The 16,597-nt window shown below is 56.8% G+C and carries 16 protein-coding genes; 5 read left to right on the top strand and 11 right to left on the bottom strand.

The features are described from left to right. Nucleotides 1-52 precede the first annotated feature (52 nt). The 4 genes from RAH42_RS01970 to RAH42_RS01955 are packed head-to-tail and all read left to right on the top strand — an operon-like array spanning nucleotide 53 to nucleotide 3,643. Complete coding sequence (locus RAH42_RS01970; protein ID WP_078015564.1) at nucleotides 53-973, top strand: branched-chain amino acid ABC transporter permease; 921 nt, start codon at nucleotides 53-55, stop codon at nucleotides 971-973. 9 nt (nucleotides 974-982) lie between these two features. Next, nucleotides 983-2,095 carry a branched-chain amino acid ABC transporter permease gene (locus tag RAH42_RS01965; protein ID WP_317540237.1) on the top strand — a complete coding sequence of 371 codons (1,113 nt, stop codon included), beginning with the start codon at nucleotides 983-985 and terminating at the stop codon, nucleotides 2,093-2,095. Continuing rightward, complete coding sequence (locus RAH42_RS01960) at nucleotides 2,088-2,936, top strand: ABC transporter ATP-binding protein (RefSeq protein ID WP_317539820.1); 849 nt, start codon at nucleotides 2,088-2,090, stop codon at nucleotides 2,934-2,936. The genes RAH42_RS01965 and RAH42_RS01960 overlap by 8 nt, the downstream gene beginning before the upstream one ends. After that, the gene (locus tag RAH42_RS01955; RefSeq protein WP_296425680.1) at nucleotides 2,933-3,643 is read left to right on the top strand and encodes an ABC transporter ATP-binding protein; all 711 of its coding nucleotides are present in this window, start codon (nucleotides 2,933-2,935) and stop codon (nucleotides 3,641-3,643) included. Before RAH42_RS01960 ends, RAH42_RS01955 begins: the two co-directional genes overlap by 4 nt. A gap of 264 nt (nucleotides 3,644-3,907) precedes the next feature. Here RAH42_RS01955 and grdA read toward each other — a convergent pair whose 3' ends face one another. After that, on the bottom strand, nucleotides 3,908-4,384 hold the full coding sequence (gene grdA, locus RAH42_RS01950; protein WP_078015561.1) for a glycine/sarcosine/betaine reductase complex selenoprotein A: 477 nt from the start codon (nucleotides 4,382-4,384) through the stop codon (nucleotides 3,908-3,910). 367 nt (nucleotides 4,385-4,751) lie between these two features. On the opposite strand from grdA, the gene RAH42_RS01945 reads away from it, so the two are divergent. After that, nucleotides 4,752-5,177, top strand: a complete 426-nt coding sequence (locus RAH42_RS01945; protein WP_078015560.1) for a protein-export chaperone SecB — start codon at nucleotides 4,752-4,754, stop codon at nucleotides 5,175-5,177. 70 nt (nucleotides 5,178-5,247) lie between these two features. On the opposite strand, the gene RAH42_RS01940 is transcribed toward RAH42_RS01945, so the two are convergent. The 10 genes from RAH42_RS01940 to RAH42_RS01895 all read right to left on the bottom strand — a co-directional run bounded on the left by RAH42_RS01940 (nucleotide 5,248) and on the right by RAH42_RS01895 (nucleotide 16,539). Beyond that, complete coding sequence (locus RAH42_RS01940; RefSeq protein ID WP_317539819.1) at nucleotides 5,248-6,003, bottom strand: SDR family oxidoreductase; 756 nt, start codon at nucleotides 6,001-6,003, stop codon at nucleotides 5,248-5,250. An 81-nt stretch (nucleotides 6,004-6,084) separates the two neighbouring features. Beyond that, nucleotides 6,085-6,459, bottom strand: coding sequence for a hypothetical protein (locus RAH42_RS01935; RefSeq protein ID WP_317539818.1), 375 nt, complete (start codon nucleotides 6,457-6,459; stop codon nucleotides 6,085-6,087). A 29-nt stretch (nucleotides 6,460-6,488) separates the two neighbouring features. Continuing rightward, on the bottom strand, nucleotides 6,489-7,196 hold the full coding sequence (locus RAH42_RS01930; RefSeq protein ID WP_317539817.1) for an NAD(+)/NADH kinase: 708 nt from the start codon (nucleotides 7,194-7,196) through the stop codon (nucleotides 6,489-6,491). Next, nucleotides 7,197-8,786, bottom strand: coding sequence for an aminomethyl-transferring glycine dehydrogenase subunit GcvPB (gcvPB, locus tag RAH42_RS01925; protein ID WP_317539816.1), 1,590 nt, complete (start codon nucleotides 8,784-8,786; stop codon nucleotides 7,197-7,199). A gap of 22 nt (nucleotides 8,787-8,808) precedes the next feature. Next, nucleotides 8,809-10,191 (bottom strand): aminomethyl-transferring glycine dehydrogenase subunit GcvPA, encoded by a 1,383-nt coding sequence (gcvPA, locus tag RAH42_RS01920; protein ID WP_302295439.1) that lies wholly within the window; start codon nucleotides 10,189-10,191, stop codon nucleotides 8,809-8,811. Between the two features lie 28 nt (nucleotides 10,192-10,219). Beyond that, nucleotides 10,220-11,002 (bottom strand): SDR family NAD(P)-dependent oxidoreductase, encoded by a 783-nt coding sequence (locus tag RAH42_RS01915; RefSeq protein ID WP_296425697.1) that lies wholly within the window; start codon nucleotides 11,000-11,002, stop codon nucleotides 10,220-10,222. 890 nt (nucleotides 11,003-11,892) lie between these two features. Continuing rightward, complete coding sequence (locus RAH42_RS01910) at nucleotides 11,893-13,326, bottom strand: sodium:solute symporter family protein (protein WP_317539815.1); 1,434 nt, start codon at nucleotides 13,324-13,326, stop codon at nucleotides 11,893-11,895. Nucleotides 13,327-13,530: 204 nt separating this feature from the next. Beyond that, the gene (locus tag RAH42_RS01905) at nucleotides 13,531-14,733 is read right to left on the bottom strand and encodes a Zn-dependent hydrolase (RefSeq protein WP_078015552.1); all 1,203 of its coding nucleotides are present in this window, start codon (nucleotides 14,731-14,733) and stop codon (nucleotides 13,531-13,533) included. Between the two features lie 28 nt (nucleotides 14,734-14,761). Then, nucleotides 14,762-16,033 (bottom strand): TRAP transporter large permease, encoded by a 1,272-nt coding sequence (locus tag RAH42_RS01900; protein WP_078015551.1) that lies wholly within the window; start codon nucleotides 16,031-16,033, stop codon nucleotides 14,762-14,764. Further along, entirely contained in the window at nucleotides 16,033-16,539 is a 507-nt protein-coding gene (locus tag RAH42_RS01895) for a TRAP transporter small permease (protein ID WP_078015550.1), read from the bottom strand. The genes RAH42_RS01900 and RAH42_RS01895 overlap by 1 nt, the downstream gene beginning before the upstream one ends. Between the last annotated feature and the right edge of the window lie 58 nt (nucleotides 16,540-16,597).

Raw genomic sequence — 16,597 nt, 5'->3', positions numbered from 1 at the left:
CCCGCCGCGCCTTCCGCGTTGAAATCTAATCTGAAAGGGAGTCGTTCTCCTCATGTGGAAAACCGTTTTTCCCTATCTGCTGTCGGGCATTTCGGTGGGGGGGCAGTACGCGCTGATCGCCATCGGCTACACGATGGTGTACGGCATCCTGCGTCTCATCAACTTCGCCCACGGCGACGTGTTCATGGTGGCCGGTATCCTGATGGTCTATATCTCGGCTGCGGCGCCACTCTATGTCTCGGTGCCCGTCGTGCTGATCCTGACGTCGCTGATCGGCTTCTTCATCGAGCGCATCGCCTACAAACCTCTGCGCGCGGCGCCCAGGATGAGCGTTATGATTTCGGCCATCGGCGTGAGCTACACGCTTCAGAACCTCGTGCTCTACGTCACGGGCGGCCTGAACCAGTTCTATCCAAAGATTCCTTTCATCTCGGATTCGGTCCGCATCAGCGGCGCGACCACTACGATGGTCACGATCATCACGCCGTTTCTGACGCTGCTCCTGGCGGGCATCCTCGTCATGCTGATCAACCGCACCAAGCTGGGCATGGCGATGCGCGCGGTCAGCAAGGACTTCGAGACGAGCCTTCTGATGGGCATCAAGATCGACCGGGTCATTTCGGCGACGTTCGTCATCGGCTCTTTCCTGGCGGCGGTCGGCTCGGTGCTGTATTTCACGAACTATTCGACGGTCATTCAGACTTCCGGCGCCATGCCCGGCCTGAAAGCCTTCGTCGCGGCGGTGTTCGGCGGCATCGGCTCCATTCCCGGAGCGGTCATCGGGGCTTTCATCATCGGCATCTGCGAGAATCTTATCAAAGGACTGGACGTTATTCTGTTCCGACTCGGCTTTATCGCAAAACCGCTGGGACTGGCCACGTTCTCCGACGCCTTCACGTTCGCGCTGCTGATCGTCATTCTTCTCGTCAAGCCCACCGGCCTGTTCGGCGAAGAACATACGGACAAGGTATAGGTGACGGCCATGATCGACAAAAGACAACAACGCACAGCCAACGTCATCAGCGTACTCATCATCGTGGCGATCTATATCGCCGTGTTCGTAGCGGAGCAGTGCCTGCCGCCGCGGTCGATGCTCTTTACGGTCCTGAAGAAAGGGGCCGTCTACGCGCTCGTCGCCGTGGCGATGAACCTGCTCAACGGCTTCACGGGCATCTTCTCGCTCGGACAGGCCGGGTTTATGCTGATCGGCGCTTACGTATATTGCATCTTCACGATCCCCGTCGTCTCCCGCCCCATCGTATATCAATATTTCGGCGGCGGCATCGTCCAGTTCACGCTGCCGTGGTTCGTCGCCATGTTCCTCGGCGGCCTCGTCGCCGCGGCGTTCGCTTGGCTGATCGGTCTGCCGGTGCTGCGGCTGAAGAGCGATTATCTTGCCATCGCCACGCTGGGCTTCGCCGAGATCATCCGCGCAATTTTCCAGTGGAACCAGCTGGGGCCGCTGACGAACGGCTCGAACATGCTGAGGCTGTTCACGATCTTCACCGACTTCAATATCCTCAACGTCGACGGTTCCGTGTCGGTCTATCTGGCGACGACCGTGCCGATGTTGATTTCAGGCTTCTGTATCGCGCTGCTGGTGATGTTGATCAACTCCACCTACGGACGCGCGCTGCGTTCCATCAAAGATAACGAGATCGCCGCCGAAGCCATGGGCATCAATCTGGCCCGGCACAAGCAGCTGGCGTTCTGCGTTTCTTCGTTCTTCACGGGCATTTCCGGCGCCATGCTGGCCATGTATCAGACGTCGGTGCAGGCCAAGAGCTTCACGGCGGCCATGACCTACGAGATCCTGCTGATCGTCGTCATCGGCGGCGTCGGCTCGGTGACGGGGTCGTGCCTGAGCTCGTTCCTGTTCGTGGCCTGCTCCGAGTGGTGGCTGCGCTTCCTCGACGAGAAGCAGATCGTCAACGGCTTCGAGGTGCCTCTGCTGCGCAACGGGTTCCGTCTCGTCGTGTTTTCGATCATCATCATGATCGTCGTGCTGTTCTTCAGCCGCGGCATCATGGGCACCAAGGAACTGCCCGATCTGTTCAGGCGGCGCAGAACGAAGGAGGCGACGCCCCATGACTGATCCGAAGAACGTGCTGCACCTCGACCACCTCACCATGCAGTTCGGCGGCGTCGTCGCCGTCAACGACCTGACGATGGACGTCAACGAAAGAGAGATCGTCGCCCTGATCGGCCCCAACGGTGCCGGCAAGACCACGGCCTTCAACGCCGTCACGGGCATTTACGCGCCCACGAACGGCGAGATCTCCTTCCACGGCACCCCGATCGTGCGCAACCACCCTTCCGACAAGATGAAAACCCTTTACGCGGGGACCAACGCCGACCGCTACAAAACGGGCGTGCTGCGCCCCACGCCCGATCAGATCACCAAGCTCGGCATCGCCCGCACGTTCCAGAACATCCGCCTGTTTTCGGGCATGACCGTGTTCGAGAACGTGCTCACGGCGCGCCACCTGCGCCGCACCAGCAATTTCATCACCGCGACGCTGCACCTCAACGGCCGGGAAGAAGCGATGATGCGCGAGCGCTCGCTGGAACTGCTCGATATCGTCGGCCTGGCCGACGAGCGCGACGAAATGGCCGTCAGCCTGCCCTACGGCAAACAGCGCGTGCTCGAGATCGTCCGCGCGCTGGCGACCGACCCTACGCTGCTGCTGCTCGACGAACCGGCGGCCGGCATGAATCCTCAGGAAACGCTGGCGCTGGGGCAGTTCATCAAACAGATCAAGAAAGATTTCGACCTGACCGTTTTCATCATCGAACACCACATGGACCTCGTCATGAACATCTCCGACCGCATCTACGTGATCGAATTCGGGCGCCAGATCGCCGAAGGCACGCCCGCGCAAGTTCAGAACGACCCCGTTGTCATCAAAGCCTATCTGGGAGGTGACGAAGAATGAGCCTGCTCAAGATCATGGATCTGAAGGTCAGCTACGGCGGCATCGAAGCGCTGAAAGGCGTGTCCTTCTCCGTCGAAAAAGGCCAGATCGTCACCCTCATCGGCGCCAACGGCGCCGGCAAATCCACCACGCTGCGCGCCATCAGCGGGATCGTGCCGATCAAGGAAGGTACGATCACCTACGACGGCAACGTCATCAGCGGGCAGGATCCGCAGGCGATCGTGTCGCAGGGCATCTGCATGGTGCCCGAAGGGCGGCGCGTCTTCCCCAATCTGACCGTGCAGGAAAACCTGCGGATCGGCGCTTACCTGCGCAGCGACGACCTGACGGCCGACCTCGAACACGTGTACGAACTCTTCCCCCGCCTCGAGGAACGTTCGTGGCAGATGGCGGGAACGCTCTCCGGCGGCGAACAGCAAATGCTGGCCGTCGGCCGCGCGCTGATGATGCGCCCCAAACTGCTGATGATGGACGAACCCTCGCTGGGACTCGCCCCGATCGTCATCCGCGACATCTTCAAGATCATCGAGACGCTGCACCGCGAAGGCATCACCATCCTGCTCGTCGAACAGAACGCCAACGTCGCGCTGAAGATCGCCGACTACGCCTTCGTCCTCGAGACCGGCTCGCTCGGCGTCCAGGGCAAGGGCAGCGACCTGCTCAACGACCCCGCCATCAAGGCGGCCTACCTCGGCAAGGCACGGTAGTTTATGCCGTTTCCCGATCGAAACGCCGAACCGTCCCCAGCCCCTCTGGGGAAAAACGCAAAACGCGCGATGCCGCCAAAAATACGTCACCGCACAATTCCATCAGTTTTCAGCGCGCTTTGGGCGCTATAAAAAAAGACCAGAGGAACCTTGGCACTTTTAGCGAAAATCCAGTACAAAACAGCCGAGCCCCTCGGTCTTGTCGAAACAGCAAACCGGTCCATGAACGTTCGTCCATGGACCGGCTTGTTTGACAGGCTCTTATTACAGCTTGTACTTGGAATACTGATCGCGGATGCCTTTGACGGCAGCGGCGAGCGCCTCGGGATCGAGCACCATCTCCATCATGGAAATCTGCTCCTCCCACGCCTTGGGATCAGCTTCAGCACGAATCTCTTCATCGAAGATGTCATAAACGGCGAGTCCCAACGGGACGCCGGCCAGGGGACCTGCAAAGGTGGGATCTCCGTTGGTCACGGTTTCGGCGTAAATCTCGGCGCCTTCGGCGTCGGACGAACCGAAAATGACCACGCAGTTCTCAGCACCGTACTTCTCAGCGCAATCCTTGACGCGCTGCTGGTTCTGCAAGTCCATGGCTCCGGCAGCCGTTCAGACGAAGCACTCCGTTGCTTCGAAGACGACTTCGGCTCCACTGTTCTCAAAGCAAGCCTTCATAGCAGGCGCAGGTACACCGTCGCGCTCGCCGAGAAGGATCAATTTCTTGCCTGCGAGTTTGCCCATAAGTCGCACCTCCTTCTTTTGATGTTCTGGGTTCATTATAACCAAATTTTTCTTTCCCGCAAGAGGACTATAACATTTCTAGATAAAGCGCTCGAAATCACATTCTTGATTTGTGCGTTTTATACATCCATCAGCGTCGATTGGCTGGCTTTTCCGGTCATAACAAATAAGACACTTCCTTTTCGGAGATTCCGTCCGTCGCTCCTTTCGCCCGACACGGGCCGACTTTCGAGCCTTCTCCCCGCATTGCTCCCCTTTCGCCTTGAACGATCTCCCTTGGATTTTGAGCGATCCGTGTTATAATGGGCGGCAGCATGCCGCGCACCATTTTCCATCCTAAACTTTTCCCCTAAAGGAGCCTGTGTTTATGAACGAGATCCGCCTTGCCGATTTTCGCGCCGAGAGCCTGCAGTTCGACATGAATCACCACTTTCAGCCCAAGAAGGACGAGAACCTCCCCCTTTCCATCAAACTGGATCAGCGCGTGCGCATGAGCGCCACGCCCAAGGAGCCGACGTTCCTCAACATCCGCGTCACCGTGTTCGACGACGCCGAGAACAACAACTATCCATTCGAGATCATCGCCGACGTCACCGGCGTGTTCTTCATCGACGCCGAAGGCGCCGACCGCGAGGCGATCCTCAAGGACAACGGCATGACCATGTTGCTGCCCTATGTGCGCGCTATGATCAGCCAGCTCGTGTCGCTGGCCAACCTGCCCACGCCCGTCATCCTGCCGCCCATGGATCCTTCGCAGATGAAGCCCATGGAGCAGCCCTCAGCAAACGACTAAGAACAATAAACGTCCTTCCCGTGAAAAAACGGGAAGGACGTTTATTGTTCTTGATCACGCGAATATTATCTTACGAATACAGCCCCGCCGTCTCGCCGCCGTCGATACGGATGTCGGCGCCGGTAATGTATCGAGCGTCGTCGCTGGCGAGGAAGGCGTAGAGCGCGCCGATCTCCTCGGGCGCGGCGTGGCGCTTCATGGGAATGCCTTCGTTGACCTTGGCCAGCATCTCGTCGGTGTATTCGGCACGCTGCATGGGCGTGAGCACGTAGCCGGGACACACGCAGTTGACGCGCACGACGGGGGCCAGCTCGAGCGCCAGCGTCTTGGTGAGCAGGATCACGCCCGCCTTGGAAGCGTTGTAATCGGCGTACCAGCGGTGGCCCTCGGTGCCGTTGCTGGAGGCGGTCATGAGGATCACGCCGCCGCCCTGGGCTTTCATGCGCCTGCCGGCTTCTTTGGCGCAGAGGAACATGCCGCCCAGGTTGATGTCCATCACCTTTTTCCACTGCGCGTAGGGGATATCCAGCGCGTCGCTGCGGACGGAGATGCCGGCGTTGGAGATCAGCACGTCGATGCCGCCCAGCAGGCGATCCATCTCCGCAAAAGCCGCTTTGACGTTCTCCTCGTCGGAGACGTCGGCCGCGGAAAATCCGGCGAACTCGGGACGTTCCTTCTGCGTCGCCTCGAGAGCTTTTTTGTTGTAATCGACGATGAAAACCTTCGCGCCTTCCGCGGCGAAACGGCAGGCCGTCGCCAGTCCGATGCCGCTGGCCGCGCCGGTGATCATCACGCGCTTGCCTTTGAGTTCTTCATAACGTGCCATAAAAAGACCTCCTCAAAGAATGTTCTCGTTCGGGCGCTTCGCCCGAACTTTTTTATTCTACGGCAAAACGTCGGAAATATCTCAGCACTCCACGCGGCACATCTGGCGGCGGTCGTAGCCGGTCACCACGGCGGCGTAGCCGGCGAACCGGCGGTCGAGTTCGGGGTCGCCGGTGTCCACGAGCAGGGGCTTGGGGAACAGGCCGATCAGCTTGGCCGGCGTGGCGACGACCGTCACGTTCTCCACGCCGACGCGGCGCAACACGGCGGGGCTGATCTGCTGGTTGCCGCGGCCGAAGATGTGCCCTTGGCCGCCGATGACGGTGACGATCAGCGTGGTGTTGCCCGGCTCGACCAGGTCGAGGAGCTGGCGCTCCGTCAGGTCGGCGGCGACGAGGCGGCGGTCCTTGACGGCGTCGACGCCCAGCAGCGTGCCGGGGAGCTTCAGCTCGTCCATAATGGCCTGAGTGGTGGTGCCCGAACCGATCAGATACAGACGCCCGGGGCCATGTGCTCCGCCGCCCAGGCGGCGATGGCCGAGCGGTCGTAGGCGTCGGGGTTCGCGCCGCCTGATTTGCGGTCCTGCAGGCAGCCGCGGTCCAGCGGCACTTTCAGGTAGCCGTAAAGGCGAGCGTTGACCGTGCCGCGGCGGAAAGCGTCTTCGTCGATGTCCATCACTTCGGCGTCGCCCAGCTCCTTCACGCCACCGGAGGCAAATTTGCGCAACAGCTGCCCGGCGCGCACCGGCGTGACGCCGTAGACCGCCGAATGGATCTTCACGCCCGCCGGTACGCCGATCACGGGGATGTCCGCGCCTTCCGTCGCCGCGCAGACGTCGCGGGCCGTGCCGTCGCCGCCAGCGAAGAAGATTAGTTCCGCTCCGGCGGCGACCATGGCCTTAACGGCCGCGCGCGTGTCGGCGGCCCCGGTTTCGCCTGCCGGACGGTACACGGTCTCGTACGAAAGCCGCCGTTCTTTCAAAAGCGCTTCTCCCATTTCGCCGCAGCAGGCGAGAAAACCAACGCCGTCAGGCAGCAGCAGGGCGGCGTCCAAAGCCTGCGCCATGCGCTCCGCGGCGCGGGGCACGGCGCCGAGCGCGCGGGCGCGGCGGAGCGTTTCCGCCCCGTCGGTGCCCTTCAGCGCCACGGAACCGCCCATTCCCGCCACGGGATTGACGAGAAAACCGATTCTCATCTACTTCTTTTTCGGCTGGAAATAGCCTGTGTACTTCTGCTTGTAATTGCGCCACGACAGCACCCACTTGTCGGGGTCGTCGAAATAATCGTGGCTGGTATGGTGCACGGTGCTGTTCAGAGGCGCTTCGCGGATGACCTCGGGCTGTTCGTAGCACTCGCGCGCGATGGCGGCGAGGATCTCGCAGTAGGCGTCGAGGTCGCGCTTGCTGTACGACTCGCTGGGCTCGATCGTGAACGGTTCGGGGATCACCCACGGTTCGTGGCTGCTCCAGTAATGCGTGCCGTAATCGGGGATGCGCCGCGAGAAGTCGGCGGTGCCGAAGCCGGTGTCCTTTTTGAGCTGTTCCCAGCTGTAACGGACCTGCTCGATACGCGGTTTGTGATTGGGGAAACTGATCGACGCGCCTTTGATGGCGAGGATCTTTTTCATGCAGTAGTTGTTGTTGAGGATCGCCACGCGGCTCACCTCGCGCAGACCTTCCGCGCCGAGGCTCATGATCCAAGCGTAGGCGCGCACCGCCACGGGCGCGACGCCCCAGAAGGACTTGACCTTGCCGCAGCTGCGGGGCAGGTCGAAATCGAGGTAATAGCCTTTCTCCCCGCTGTGTTCGACCAGCGGCGCGGGCAAATAGGAGCGCAGTTCTTTGCGGCAGGTCACCATGCCGACGGCGGGGCCGCCGCAGCCGTGCGGCGACGAGAAGGTCTTGTGCAGGTTGAAGAACGACATGTCGAAGTCGGCCTCGACGGTGCGGGTGATGCCCAGCAGGCCGTTGGCGTTGGCCTGATCGTAGCAGCAGATCGCGCCGGCTTCGTGAGCCAGCCGCGTGAACTCGCGGATGCGGCGGTTGAAGATGCCGGTGTCTTCGGGATTGGTCATGAAGATGGCGGCGACCTTGTTGTTTTTCAGCGTCGCCTTGAAAGCTTCGATGTCGGGCAGCCCCTCGGCGTCGGGAGGCAGCACGACGGCTTTGTAGCCCTTGACGATCGGGCAGGCCGCGTCGGCGGGGTGCGAGAAGAACGTGGTGACGACGGTGTCGCGGTCGTTTTCGCCCTTGGCTTCCCAGTAGGCGCGCACCACCGACGCCATGGCGAGGATGCCGTGCGCGCCGCCGCCGGGCTGGATGCTGAAGCAGTCGAGTCCGGAAATTTCCTTGAACAGCTCGCCCAGACGCCAGACGATTTCGAGAATGCCCTGCGCCGTGCCGTCCGGCTGCAGCGGATGCATGTCGGCCACCTTGGGACAGCCGGCGAGGCGGTCGTTCACCTTGGGGCTGTACTTCATCGTGCAGGTGCCCTGGCCGATGTCGATGTTGCTGTCCACGCCGAGGTTCTCCTGCGCCAGATGGTTGTAGTGACGGGCCAGCTGCGGCTGGCCGATCTCCGGCAGGTCGGGCGCGGTTTCGCGCCTCATGCACTCGGGCAGACTGGAAACGCCGTCGCCCGCTTCGGCCGCGGCGGCTGGCGAAACTTCCGGAACCAGCACGCCGCGCTCGCCCTTCACGCTCAACTCGTAAATGATCGGCTCGTTCCAGCTCGCCTGATGGAAACGATCCAGTCGGGTGTCTCTTTTGTCTGCGATTTTATCCATGACGATCCTTCCTTTCCGTCCCTCAGGCGAGGATTTCCGCAAGAGCGGCGGCCAGCGCGTCCACATCGTCTTCGCCCGTGCGCTCGGTAACGCACAGCAGCGCGCATTGCCCCAGTTCGGGGAAGTCCCTGCTCAAATCGAAGCCGCCGAGAATATTCTTTTTCAAAAGCGCCGCGTTGACTTCGGCGACGGTTTTGTTCTCGAAGCGCACGACGAACTCCTGGAACGTCGCGCCGCTCAGCGGGCAGACCGTCAGCCCCTTCACGGCGCTCAGGCGCTTGCGCAACAGCAGGGCGCGCTGCAAAATGGTCTTGCCCAGTTCCTGCATGCCCTTCGGCCCGAGGCTGGCGAGGTACACCGCCGCGCCGATGCTCCACAGCGCCGCGTGCGTGCCGACGAATTCCTTGGCGCGGTCGCGGACGGCGAACGAGGTGCGCTCCCACATCACGTCGCCGAAGCCCCATTCGCCGTGAGTCGTCGGAGCCAGGCCGAACAGGCGCGAAGGATACTCGCGCACGATCTCGGGCCGGTCCTTGGCGGCCATGTAGCCGCCCACGCCGCCGCCGTAGTTCATGTGGATGCCCAGCGCCTGGATGTCGCCGCAGGCAAGGTCGGCGCCGTATTGGAAGGGCGGCTTCATCACGCCCAGCGTCGAAGGTTCGGCGTAAACGACGGACAACGCCCCGGCCGCGTGCGCCAGATCGGCGATCCGAGACGCCTCTTCCTCGACGACGCCGAAGAAGTTGGGATTCATCACCATTACCGCCGCGGTCGCACCGCTCAGCTTCGCCTCGAGGTCGCTCAGGTCGAGACGGCCGGTCCCGCGATCGTAAGCGACGGTCGTCACCTTCACGTCGGGATGCAGATACGTCTTCACGGCGCGCGCCACGTCGGGATTCAGCGTTGCCGGGATCAGCACTTCGTCGCGCTTCGTCACGCGCGTCGCCATGCGCAGCGCCGTGCCCGCGGCCTGCGAACCGTCATAGTTGGGCACGTTGACCACGTCGCAGTCCAGCAGCTCGGCCATCATGCTCTCGTACTCGAAACAGGCCTGGAAGCGACCGTGATCCTCGTACGGCTCGCCGGCGTAGGCCGAAAGGAACTCGGAGCGGTTGATCACCTCGTCCACCAGCGCTGGAACATAGCGGTTATAACAGCCCGCGCCGAGGAAGCAGGTCATTTCGCTGGCCGTCTTGTCCTTGTTCAGAATTCCCGAGACATGGCGGACAAGATCGCACTCCGCCGCGTAAGGCTGCGGAAGTTTGAGCGGCTCCTTCATGAGCAGCTCCCGAGGAATGTTCTGCCCGATCAGCTCGTCGATGGATTCCGCCCCGATGAACTTGAGCATCTCCGCCTGAACGGCCGGATCGGAGTTGGGAATGTAGGGATAATTCCTTTTCGACATCGTAAGACCTCCTTGAAAATCCGCCGCGTTAGGCGATGCCGCCGCCGTCGACGACCAGCGCCGAACCGGTGACCCACGGCGACATTTCGCTGCACAGGAAGAACACGCACATGGCCACGTCCTCCGGCGTGCCCAGCCGGGCGATCGGCCGCACCGCGCACGACGCCTTGAACGCCGAGTCGTACGTGCCGCCCAGCTGCTCGCATTCGCTTTTGAGCATCGGCGTGTCGCTGTCGCCCGGACAGACGCAGTTGACGTTGATATTATGCGGGCCGCAGTCGATCGCCAGCGCGCGGGTCATGTTCCACACGCCGCCCTTGGACGCGCAGTACGCCACGGCTTGGTCGCCGCCCTTGAGCGCCCAGCCCGAACCGATGTTGACGATCTTGCCGTGTCCCTGCTTCTTCATGTAGGGCACCACGTTGTGGCACATCAGGTAAACGCTTTTCAGCGTCACGTTCAGCACCAGATCCCAGTCTTTTTCTTCGAGATCTTCCACCGTGCGGCGGCGGGTCGCTCCCGCGCAGTTGACGAGACTGTCGATGCTGCCCCAGCGCTGGAACGCCGCTTCGGCCGCCGCGGCGCAGTCGGCCTGACTGGTGACGTTGCAGCGCATGAACGCCGCGTCGCCGCCGCTGGCCCTGATTTTCGCGACCACTTCCTCGCCGCCCTTCTCGTTGATGTCCAGCAGCATCACTTTCACGCCGGCGTCGGCGAAGAAGCGGGCGATCCCCGCCCCCAGCCCCGACGCGGCTCCCGTGATGACGGCGTTTTTGCCTCTCATGCCGCACAGTTCGTTCAAATCCAACATGACGACGCCTCCCTGTCATAAAAACTCCGTATACAAAAAAAAGCGCCCGACGCGCGAGCGCAAAAGAGTCCCTTTCGCCCGCCAAACATCGTTCGCCGTCCGCCGCGTTTTTCAAGAGCAAAAGCCGAAAAACGCCCGTCAAAACCACGAGGCGATGCTCTTACGCTTGTTTGTATACAATTTACTTGAAAAAATATTACGACATAAACGTTCATTTGTCAAGAGAACTTCGCCGGCAAAAAGACGGCGCATTGCCGTTTGTCCGTCCCGTTTCGTCCATCTTCCTCTGTCAAAAGTCGCCGTTCTCGTCATCGGGAAATGTTCATCGAAAATCCAGTATACAAAAATTCCGCGGCGTTTCTCTCACACGCCGCGGAATTTTTCACGCGCCCGACGGGCGCCGATACGACCTGTATTTTTTCTGTCAGATCAATCTAATTATTTTATCTTTGACATAAAAACATAAAGGCCCCTCTGTGCTCAATTATAGAGAGTCCACGGAGAGTCCTCTATGTTTTGATTTTTGACTGAACAGTCGAATTGAGACAACAAAGCAAGTTACACAGACCACAGCGCTCTCGCCTATACGTGCCTTGCAAACGGTACCAGACGGTTAGAAAACTTCATCGCCATGGTAAAAATGACATCTGAGTGACTGAAGAAAACGTCTTTCCCGCTACAATGCAAGACCACAGTATCCGTCTTTTCACCACCCCTGCGCAATATCAACGCGGCGGTGGCAGCGTAATCGTGTATGCCGTGCTTTAGTACAAGCTCGTCGCCAACGCGCTCATTGACGCAGATGCTTTTGGCACTGCAAGGACACAGAATGAAATGGGTACGGTCGCTTTCGCTCTGTGGCTGGAAACGGTAGAGGCAATAATGTGATTCTATAATATTAAACAACTACTCTTTGAAAAACTGATCAATAACTTTTGAGAAGGAGGTGGGGTCAACTTACTGACAATTACCAAGGTCAACGTGCAGGTGAACAGTGAAGGTAAGATGGGAAACCAGCCGAACGGTCTATTCAAATAGCCCCAGATGGCTGCCGTAAGAATGCCAACAATCATTGCGGCAAGAGCGCCCTGAGCATTGGCTCGTTTCCACGCAAAAGCTGCCAGTACAACGACAGAGAGCATCGACCCCATATAGCCGACAGCATTAGCCTGAACCCACATAACACCCTGATTAGTGTGTATGGTGAAGAAAATTGCTAGAATGCCGATGATGAACGTAGTGATGCGAGCCATCTTCAACGTCTGCTGGGGCATGAACTGTCTAGAACTGCAACGCTGCACAATGTCGCGTACAAAAGTGGTTCCTGCGAGCAGCAACACGGAATCCGCTGTTGAAATTGAGGCCGCAAGAATACCGGCCATCATGATACCGCCGCCCCAAGGCCCCATCACTTTTTGAATGATTGTCGGAGCATAGGTATCAGCAACCCCTGTCAATCCGGGGAAAAGGACAATGCTGGCCAGCGCAGCGAGCATCAGCGGCAAATAGAAAAAGATAAAAGTAACACCCGTCCATGCCTGGCTCAGAGCAGCAGTTTTAGGATCCTTTGCAGAATAAATTCTCGTACTGAACTGCGGCGCTCCGATATTACCGATACCCCATGTCAAGAACCATGACATGGCTACACCCAATGGAATGGCACCGTTGGCAAATGGATCAAGTGCGCTAGGTTTTATCTGTGCAAGTGTTTTATGGATTTTTACAACACCGCCTGCTTCGTTAACAGCGTTATAGCTCAGTAACCACACGCCGATAAGAATGATGGCACTACAAAAGGTGTCTGTCCAAGCGACGGCTTCCATACCGCCCATCACGGTAAAAAGGATGAAGATTATCCCAATAACGATAATTGCTGTCGTGCGATCTATACCCATAGACGTTGTGACTACGGCTGCGGAACCAGTCAGTTGTGCAGAGGTAAAGAACAACATGGCAACAAGAATGACAACACCGGCAATAATGCTGTGAGCTTTGCCATAACGGGCAGCGAGAAGATCGGGCAGCGTTGTCTGACCAAACTTGCGCAGTTTCTCAGCAAACCATAGAGCCGCAATCATTGATGTCAAAGCCGTACCAGCCCAGTTCCACCAGCCAGCCCAACCATAGCTATAGTAATAGCCAAAATAACCGATAACAGAAACAGTGCTGATAATTGTGGCAAAGTACGTACCGACCAGTGGAACAACACCAAGGTTGCGTCCTGCAACGAACCAATCCTGATCGTTTTTAATGCGTTTAGAAACAAAAAGTCCGATCAGAAAAAGCAGGATCAGAAAAACAATAATACAAACGGTTAATTCCATAGATTTTCATCTCCTTTTCAGAGCATATAGAAATTGACGAGAACCTACCCCTTTTTTAGTAATTTCACAGCAAGACACACAATTGGGCAAATACACAGAACCGCAAAAAATCCCCAGAAAACATAAAGGGATGTCGGAATGATCTCGCTCATGCAAAATCCCCTCTCATTATAATTTTATATATTTCTTTATTGATTAAATTAGCTACTCTGCCAACAGAGCGACCGTCTCTGTCAGGACCTGAACACCCTTGAGCATATCTTCATCGGTAGTAAATTCAGCTCTGTTATGACTAATGCCGTCATGACTCTTTACGAAAATCATGCCGGTAGGCATAAAGTGTGCCATAGCTACGGCATCATGCGACGCACCGCTGGGCATACGCTGATAAGCATAGCCGCACCTCTTTACCGCTTGTTCAATTGTAGCAATGATATTCTCGTGCAGAGCAACAGGAGCTTTATTGACTATCTTTTCGATTGTAGGAGAGTATGCGGCATACTCGGAAGCGTTTACCATCTCATGAAGCTTTGCAACTAACTCATCACCAACTTTATCTGACAAAGAACGCAATTCCATGACAAAAGATGCCTTGCCGGGGACAACAGCCGGCGAATTAGGATCGAGGATAAATACGCCAGTGTTGTAAACAAAGTTATCTTTTTTCACAAGACGTTCATCGGCCCAAGCAAACCATCGTGTTAACAGTTCTGATGCCGGACGCATCGCATTTTTGCGCTCTGACATTGGTGTCGTGCCTGCATGATTTTGCTGTCCGTTCATTGTGATTTTATAGCGGATAATACTGACGATGCCGGTAGGAATACCGATTTCCAAATTTTTGCGTTCCAGTACGGGCCCCTGTTCGATATGCAACTCAAGATACGCACCGTAATCGTCAATCTTGATACGGGCATTGACAAGATCATCACAAGTTAACCCTGACCACTTAAACGCTTCTTCCGGCTGATTCAAAGGCGCCAGTCCAGTAATTGCACGGCTGCCAAATGTCCCCCCAAACAAACTCGCTTCTTCGGCGATGAAGCCGACAACTTCAATCGGAGCTGACAGAGAGCCGAACTTTTCATGAAGAGACTGCAAGGCTTCGATGCCTCCCAAGACTCCCAATGCACCGTCATAGATGCCGCCGTTAGGAACTGAATCAAGATGCGATCCGACGAGGATTGTTTTGCGTGTCGGATCAGTCCCACCATATCGTCCATAAATGTTGCCGATTGTATCTACACGGACTTTCATGCCGGCATCTTCCATCTTTTTCTTCACGTAATCACGTCCCTCGGCATAGGCAGGACTATATGAAGGACGATTCAAGCCCGCTTCGGACCAGCCGATTTTCGCCAGGCCGAAGAAGTTATTCAGAAAGCGTTTGTCATTAATCTTGATCATAACAATGCCCCCTTTTTTGCATTTCCTGCTAGAAAGGCCACAGTGACAGGAATGGAACGTACGTGATCAGCAAAACGCCGGTCAAGTTCCAGAGCATAAAGGGGATTGCCCCCTTAAGAATCCTTTCAAACGGTGCATGGGCAATATTGGCCGCAACGAACAGATCAACTCCCATGGGAGGCGTAGCCATCCCAAGCGCCAGATTGGAGATAACAAGGACACCAAAATGAATGGGATTGACGCCGAGCTTGGTAACCAGCGGCAGGAAAATAGGACAAAAAATCAGAATATTGGACAAGGTATCGATAAACATGCCGCCTAATAGGAACAGGACGTTCAAGAGCAGAAGGATAATAACCTTGCTGCTCGTAATACCAAGGATTAGATTGGAGATCAGCGTCGGAACGCTGCGCATGTGCAACAGTTTAGCGAAAGCACTCGCTGCTCCCATCAGGAAAATGCAAGAACCGGTGATTACAGCCGCTTCAACAAGTGCTTTGATCAGTCCCTGGAAGGAAAGCTGACGTGTGCAGAAACCGAGCACCATGGCGTAAACAACGGCAACAATACCAGCCTCGGTAGGCGTGAAAATACCGCAGTAAATACCGCCAAGGATAATAATCGGCATCAGCAGGGCTGTCTTAGCCTGCCAGATTTTTTCCAACACCCACAGCCAGTTACCGCCGCGGGGTTTGCCAACAAAATGATGTTTGCGAGCGATGATAATCGTGGGAATGATCAGAAACACGGCAACAATAATTCCGGGTACAATGCCAGCGACGAACAGATCGGTGATGGACACATTACAGTTAACACCGTAAACAATCATCGGAACGCTGGGGGGAATCAGCACACCAATGCCGCCGGCACAGGCTATTAAGCCGCCAGAAAAGCCGACGTCATAACCTCGTTCCAACATTGTCGGCAGCATAATTGCGCCGATCGCCGCAACTGTGGCGGGACCTGAACCGGACACGGCTGCGAAAAATGTGCAAGCAACGACAGCAGAGATTCCAAGACCACCAGGAAAGTCGCCGGAAACAGCTTCGGCAAGGTTAGTCAACTGACGGGCAATACCACCATGTGACATCAACGTACCGGCAAGAATGAAAAAAGGTAACGCTAAAAGTGTAAATGAATCCGCAGTAACAACCATACGCTGACCAACAAAAAACATCACCTTTGCTAGACCGCCGGGGACCCACGGAGTGAACGCGATGCAGCTCAGACCAATGGTCGCCGCAATGGGGATCGTCAAAAGCAGTGCCAGAAACATGGTACCGAAGACGGCGAGTAACATTAGCGATCATCTCCTTTTTTATCTCCGAAAGAGAAAAACTCTTTTATTTGAGGAATAATGGATTTCTGGATGATGCGGAACGCCATAATAGTGAAACACATGGGACCAAAAACAAAATATGTCCATGTCGGAATTCCCATAGCTGCTGTGACCTGATGGCTACGGTATTGAAGACTCATAATGCTCCATGAATGCTGGATTAAAAGAATCGTAAAGGCAAGAAAGACCGTAGAGGAAAAGACTTTAATAAAAGTCCCCAAGCGTTTAGGCAGAACTGTAAGGAGCGCTTCTACCTTAACGTGCTCAAGCTTTTTGGCACAAAGAGAGAAACTGAACAGCGCCAGAATCACAAAGCAAATGCGCATCAGTTCTTCTGCCCAGCTAAAGACGAAATGCAACAAATAACGAGTGATAACCTGTTCAGTACCAACGACAAGGATCATGAGAAATAAGATGACAACGACAGCCTCTTCAAGGTAATCGTCAAACAGCCTCAAGAGTTTCATATTTTTATACCTCCAGGATATTGGCAATCTATGGAAAAGGCGGAAAGGGACTCCTTTC

This window comes from Pyramidobacter sp. YE332 (genome assembly GCF_033060595.1).
Classification (GTDB): domain Bacteria; phylum Synergistota; class Synergistia; order Synergistales; family Dethiosulfovibrionaceae; genus Pyramidobacter.
This window is presented reverse-complemented; position numbering and strand designations above follow the sequence as displayed.

Bases quoted from the DNA above. Each gene is read 5' to 3' on its own strand.
- RAH42_RS01970 (WP_078015564.1), top strand. From the start codon at position 53: ATGTGGAAAACCGTTTTTCCCTATCTGCTGTCGGGCATTTCGGTGGGG.
- RAH42_RS01965 (WP_317540237.1), top strand. From the start codon at position 983: ATGATCGACAAAAGACAACAACGCACAGCCAACGTCATCAGCGTACTC.
- RAH42_RS01960 (WP_317539820.1), top strand. From the start codon at position 2,088: ATGACTGATCCGAAGAACGTGCTGCACCTCGACCACCTCACCATGCAG.
- RAH42_RS01955 (WP_296425680.1), top strand. From the start codon at position 2,933: ATGAGCCTGCTCAAGATCATGGATCTGAAGGTCAGCTACGGCGGCATC.
- RAH42_RS01945 (WP_078015560.1), top strand. From the start codon at position 4,752: ATGAACGAGATCCGCCTTGCCGATTTTCGCGCCGAGAGCCTGCAGTTC.
- RAH42_RS01940 (WP_317539819.1), bottom strand. From the start codon at position 6,003: ATGGCACGTTATGAAGAACTCAAAGGCAAGCGCGTGATGATCACCGGC.
- RAH42_RS01935 (WP_317539818.1), bottom strand. From the start codon at position 6,459: ATGGACGAGCTGAAGCTCCCCGGCACGCTGCTGGGCGTCGACGCCGTC.
- RAH42_RS01930 (WP_317539817.1), bottom strand. From the start codon at position 7,196: ATGAGAATCGGTTTTCTCGTCAATCCCGTGGCGGGAATGGGCGGTTCC.
- gcvPB (WP_317539816.1), bottom strand. From the start codon at position 8,786: ATGGATAAAATCGCAGACAAAAGAGACACCCGACTGGATCGTTTCCAT.
- gcvPA (WP_302295439.1), bottom strand. From the start codon at position 10,191: ATGTCGAAAAGGAATTATCCCTACATTCCCAACTCCGATCCGGCCGTT.
- RAH42_RS01915 (WP_296425697.1), bottom strand. From the start codon at position 11,002: ATGTTGGATTTGAACGAACTGTGCGGCATGAGAGGCAAAAACGCCGTC.
- RAH42_RS01910 (WP_317539815.1), bottom strand. From the start codon at position 13,326: ATGGAATTAACCGTTTGTATTATTGTTTTTCTGATCCTGCTTTTTCTG.
- RAH42_RS01905 (WP_078015552.1), bottom strand. From the start codon at position 14,733: ATGATCAAGATTAATGACAAACGCTTTCTGAATAACTTCTTCGGCCTG.
- RAH42_RS01900 (WP_078015551.1), bottom strand. From the start codon at position 16,033: ATGTTACTCGCCGTCTTCGGTACCATGTTTCTGGCACTGCTTTTGACG.
- RAH42_RS01895 (WP_078015550.1), bottom strand. From the start codon at position 16,539: ATGAAACTCTTGAGGCTGTTTGACGATTACCTTGAAGAGGCTGTCGTT.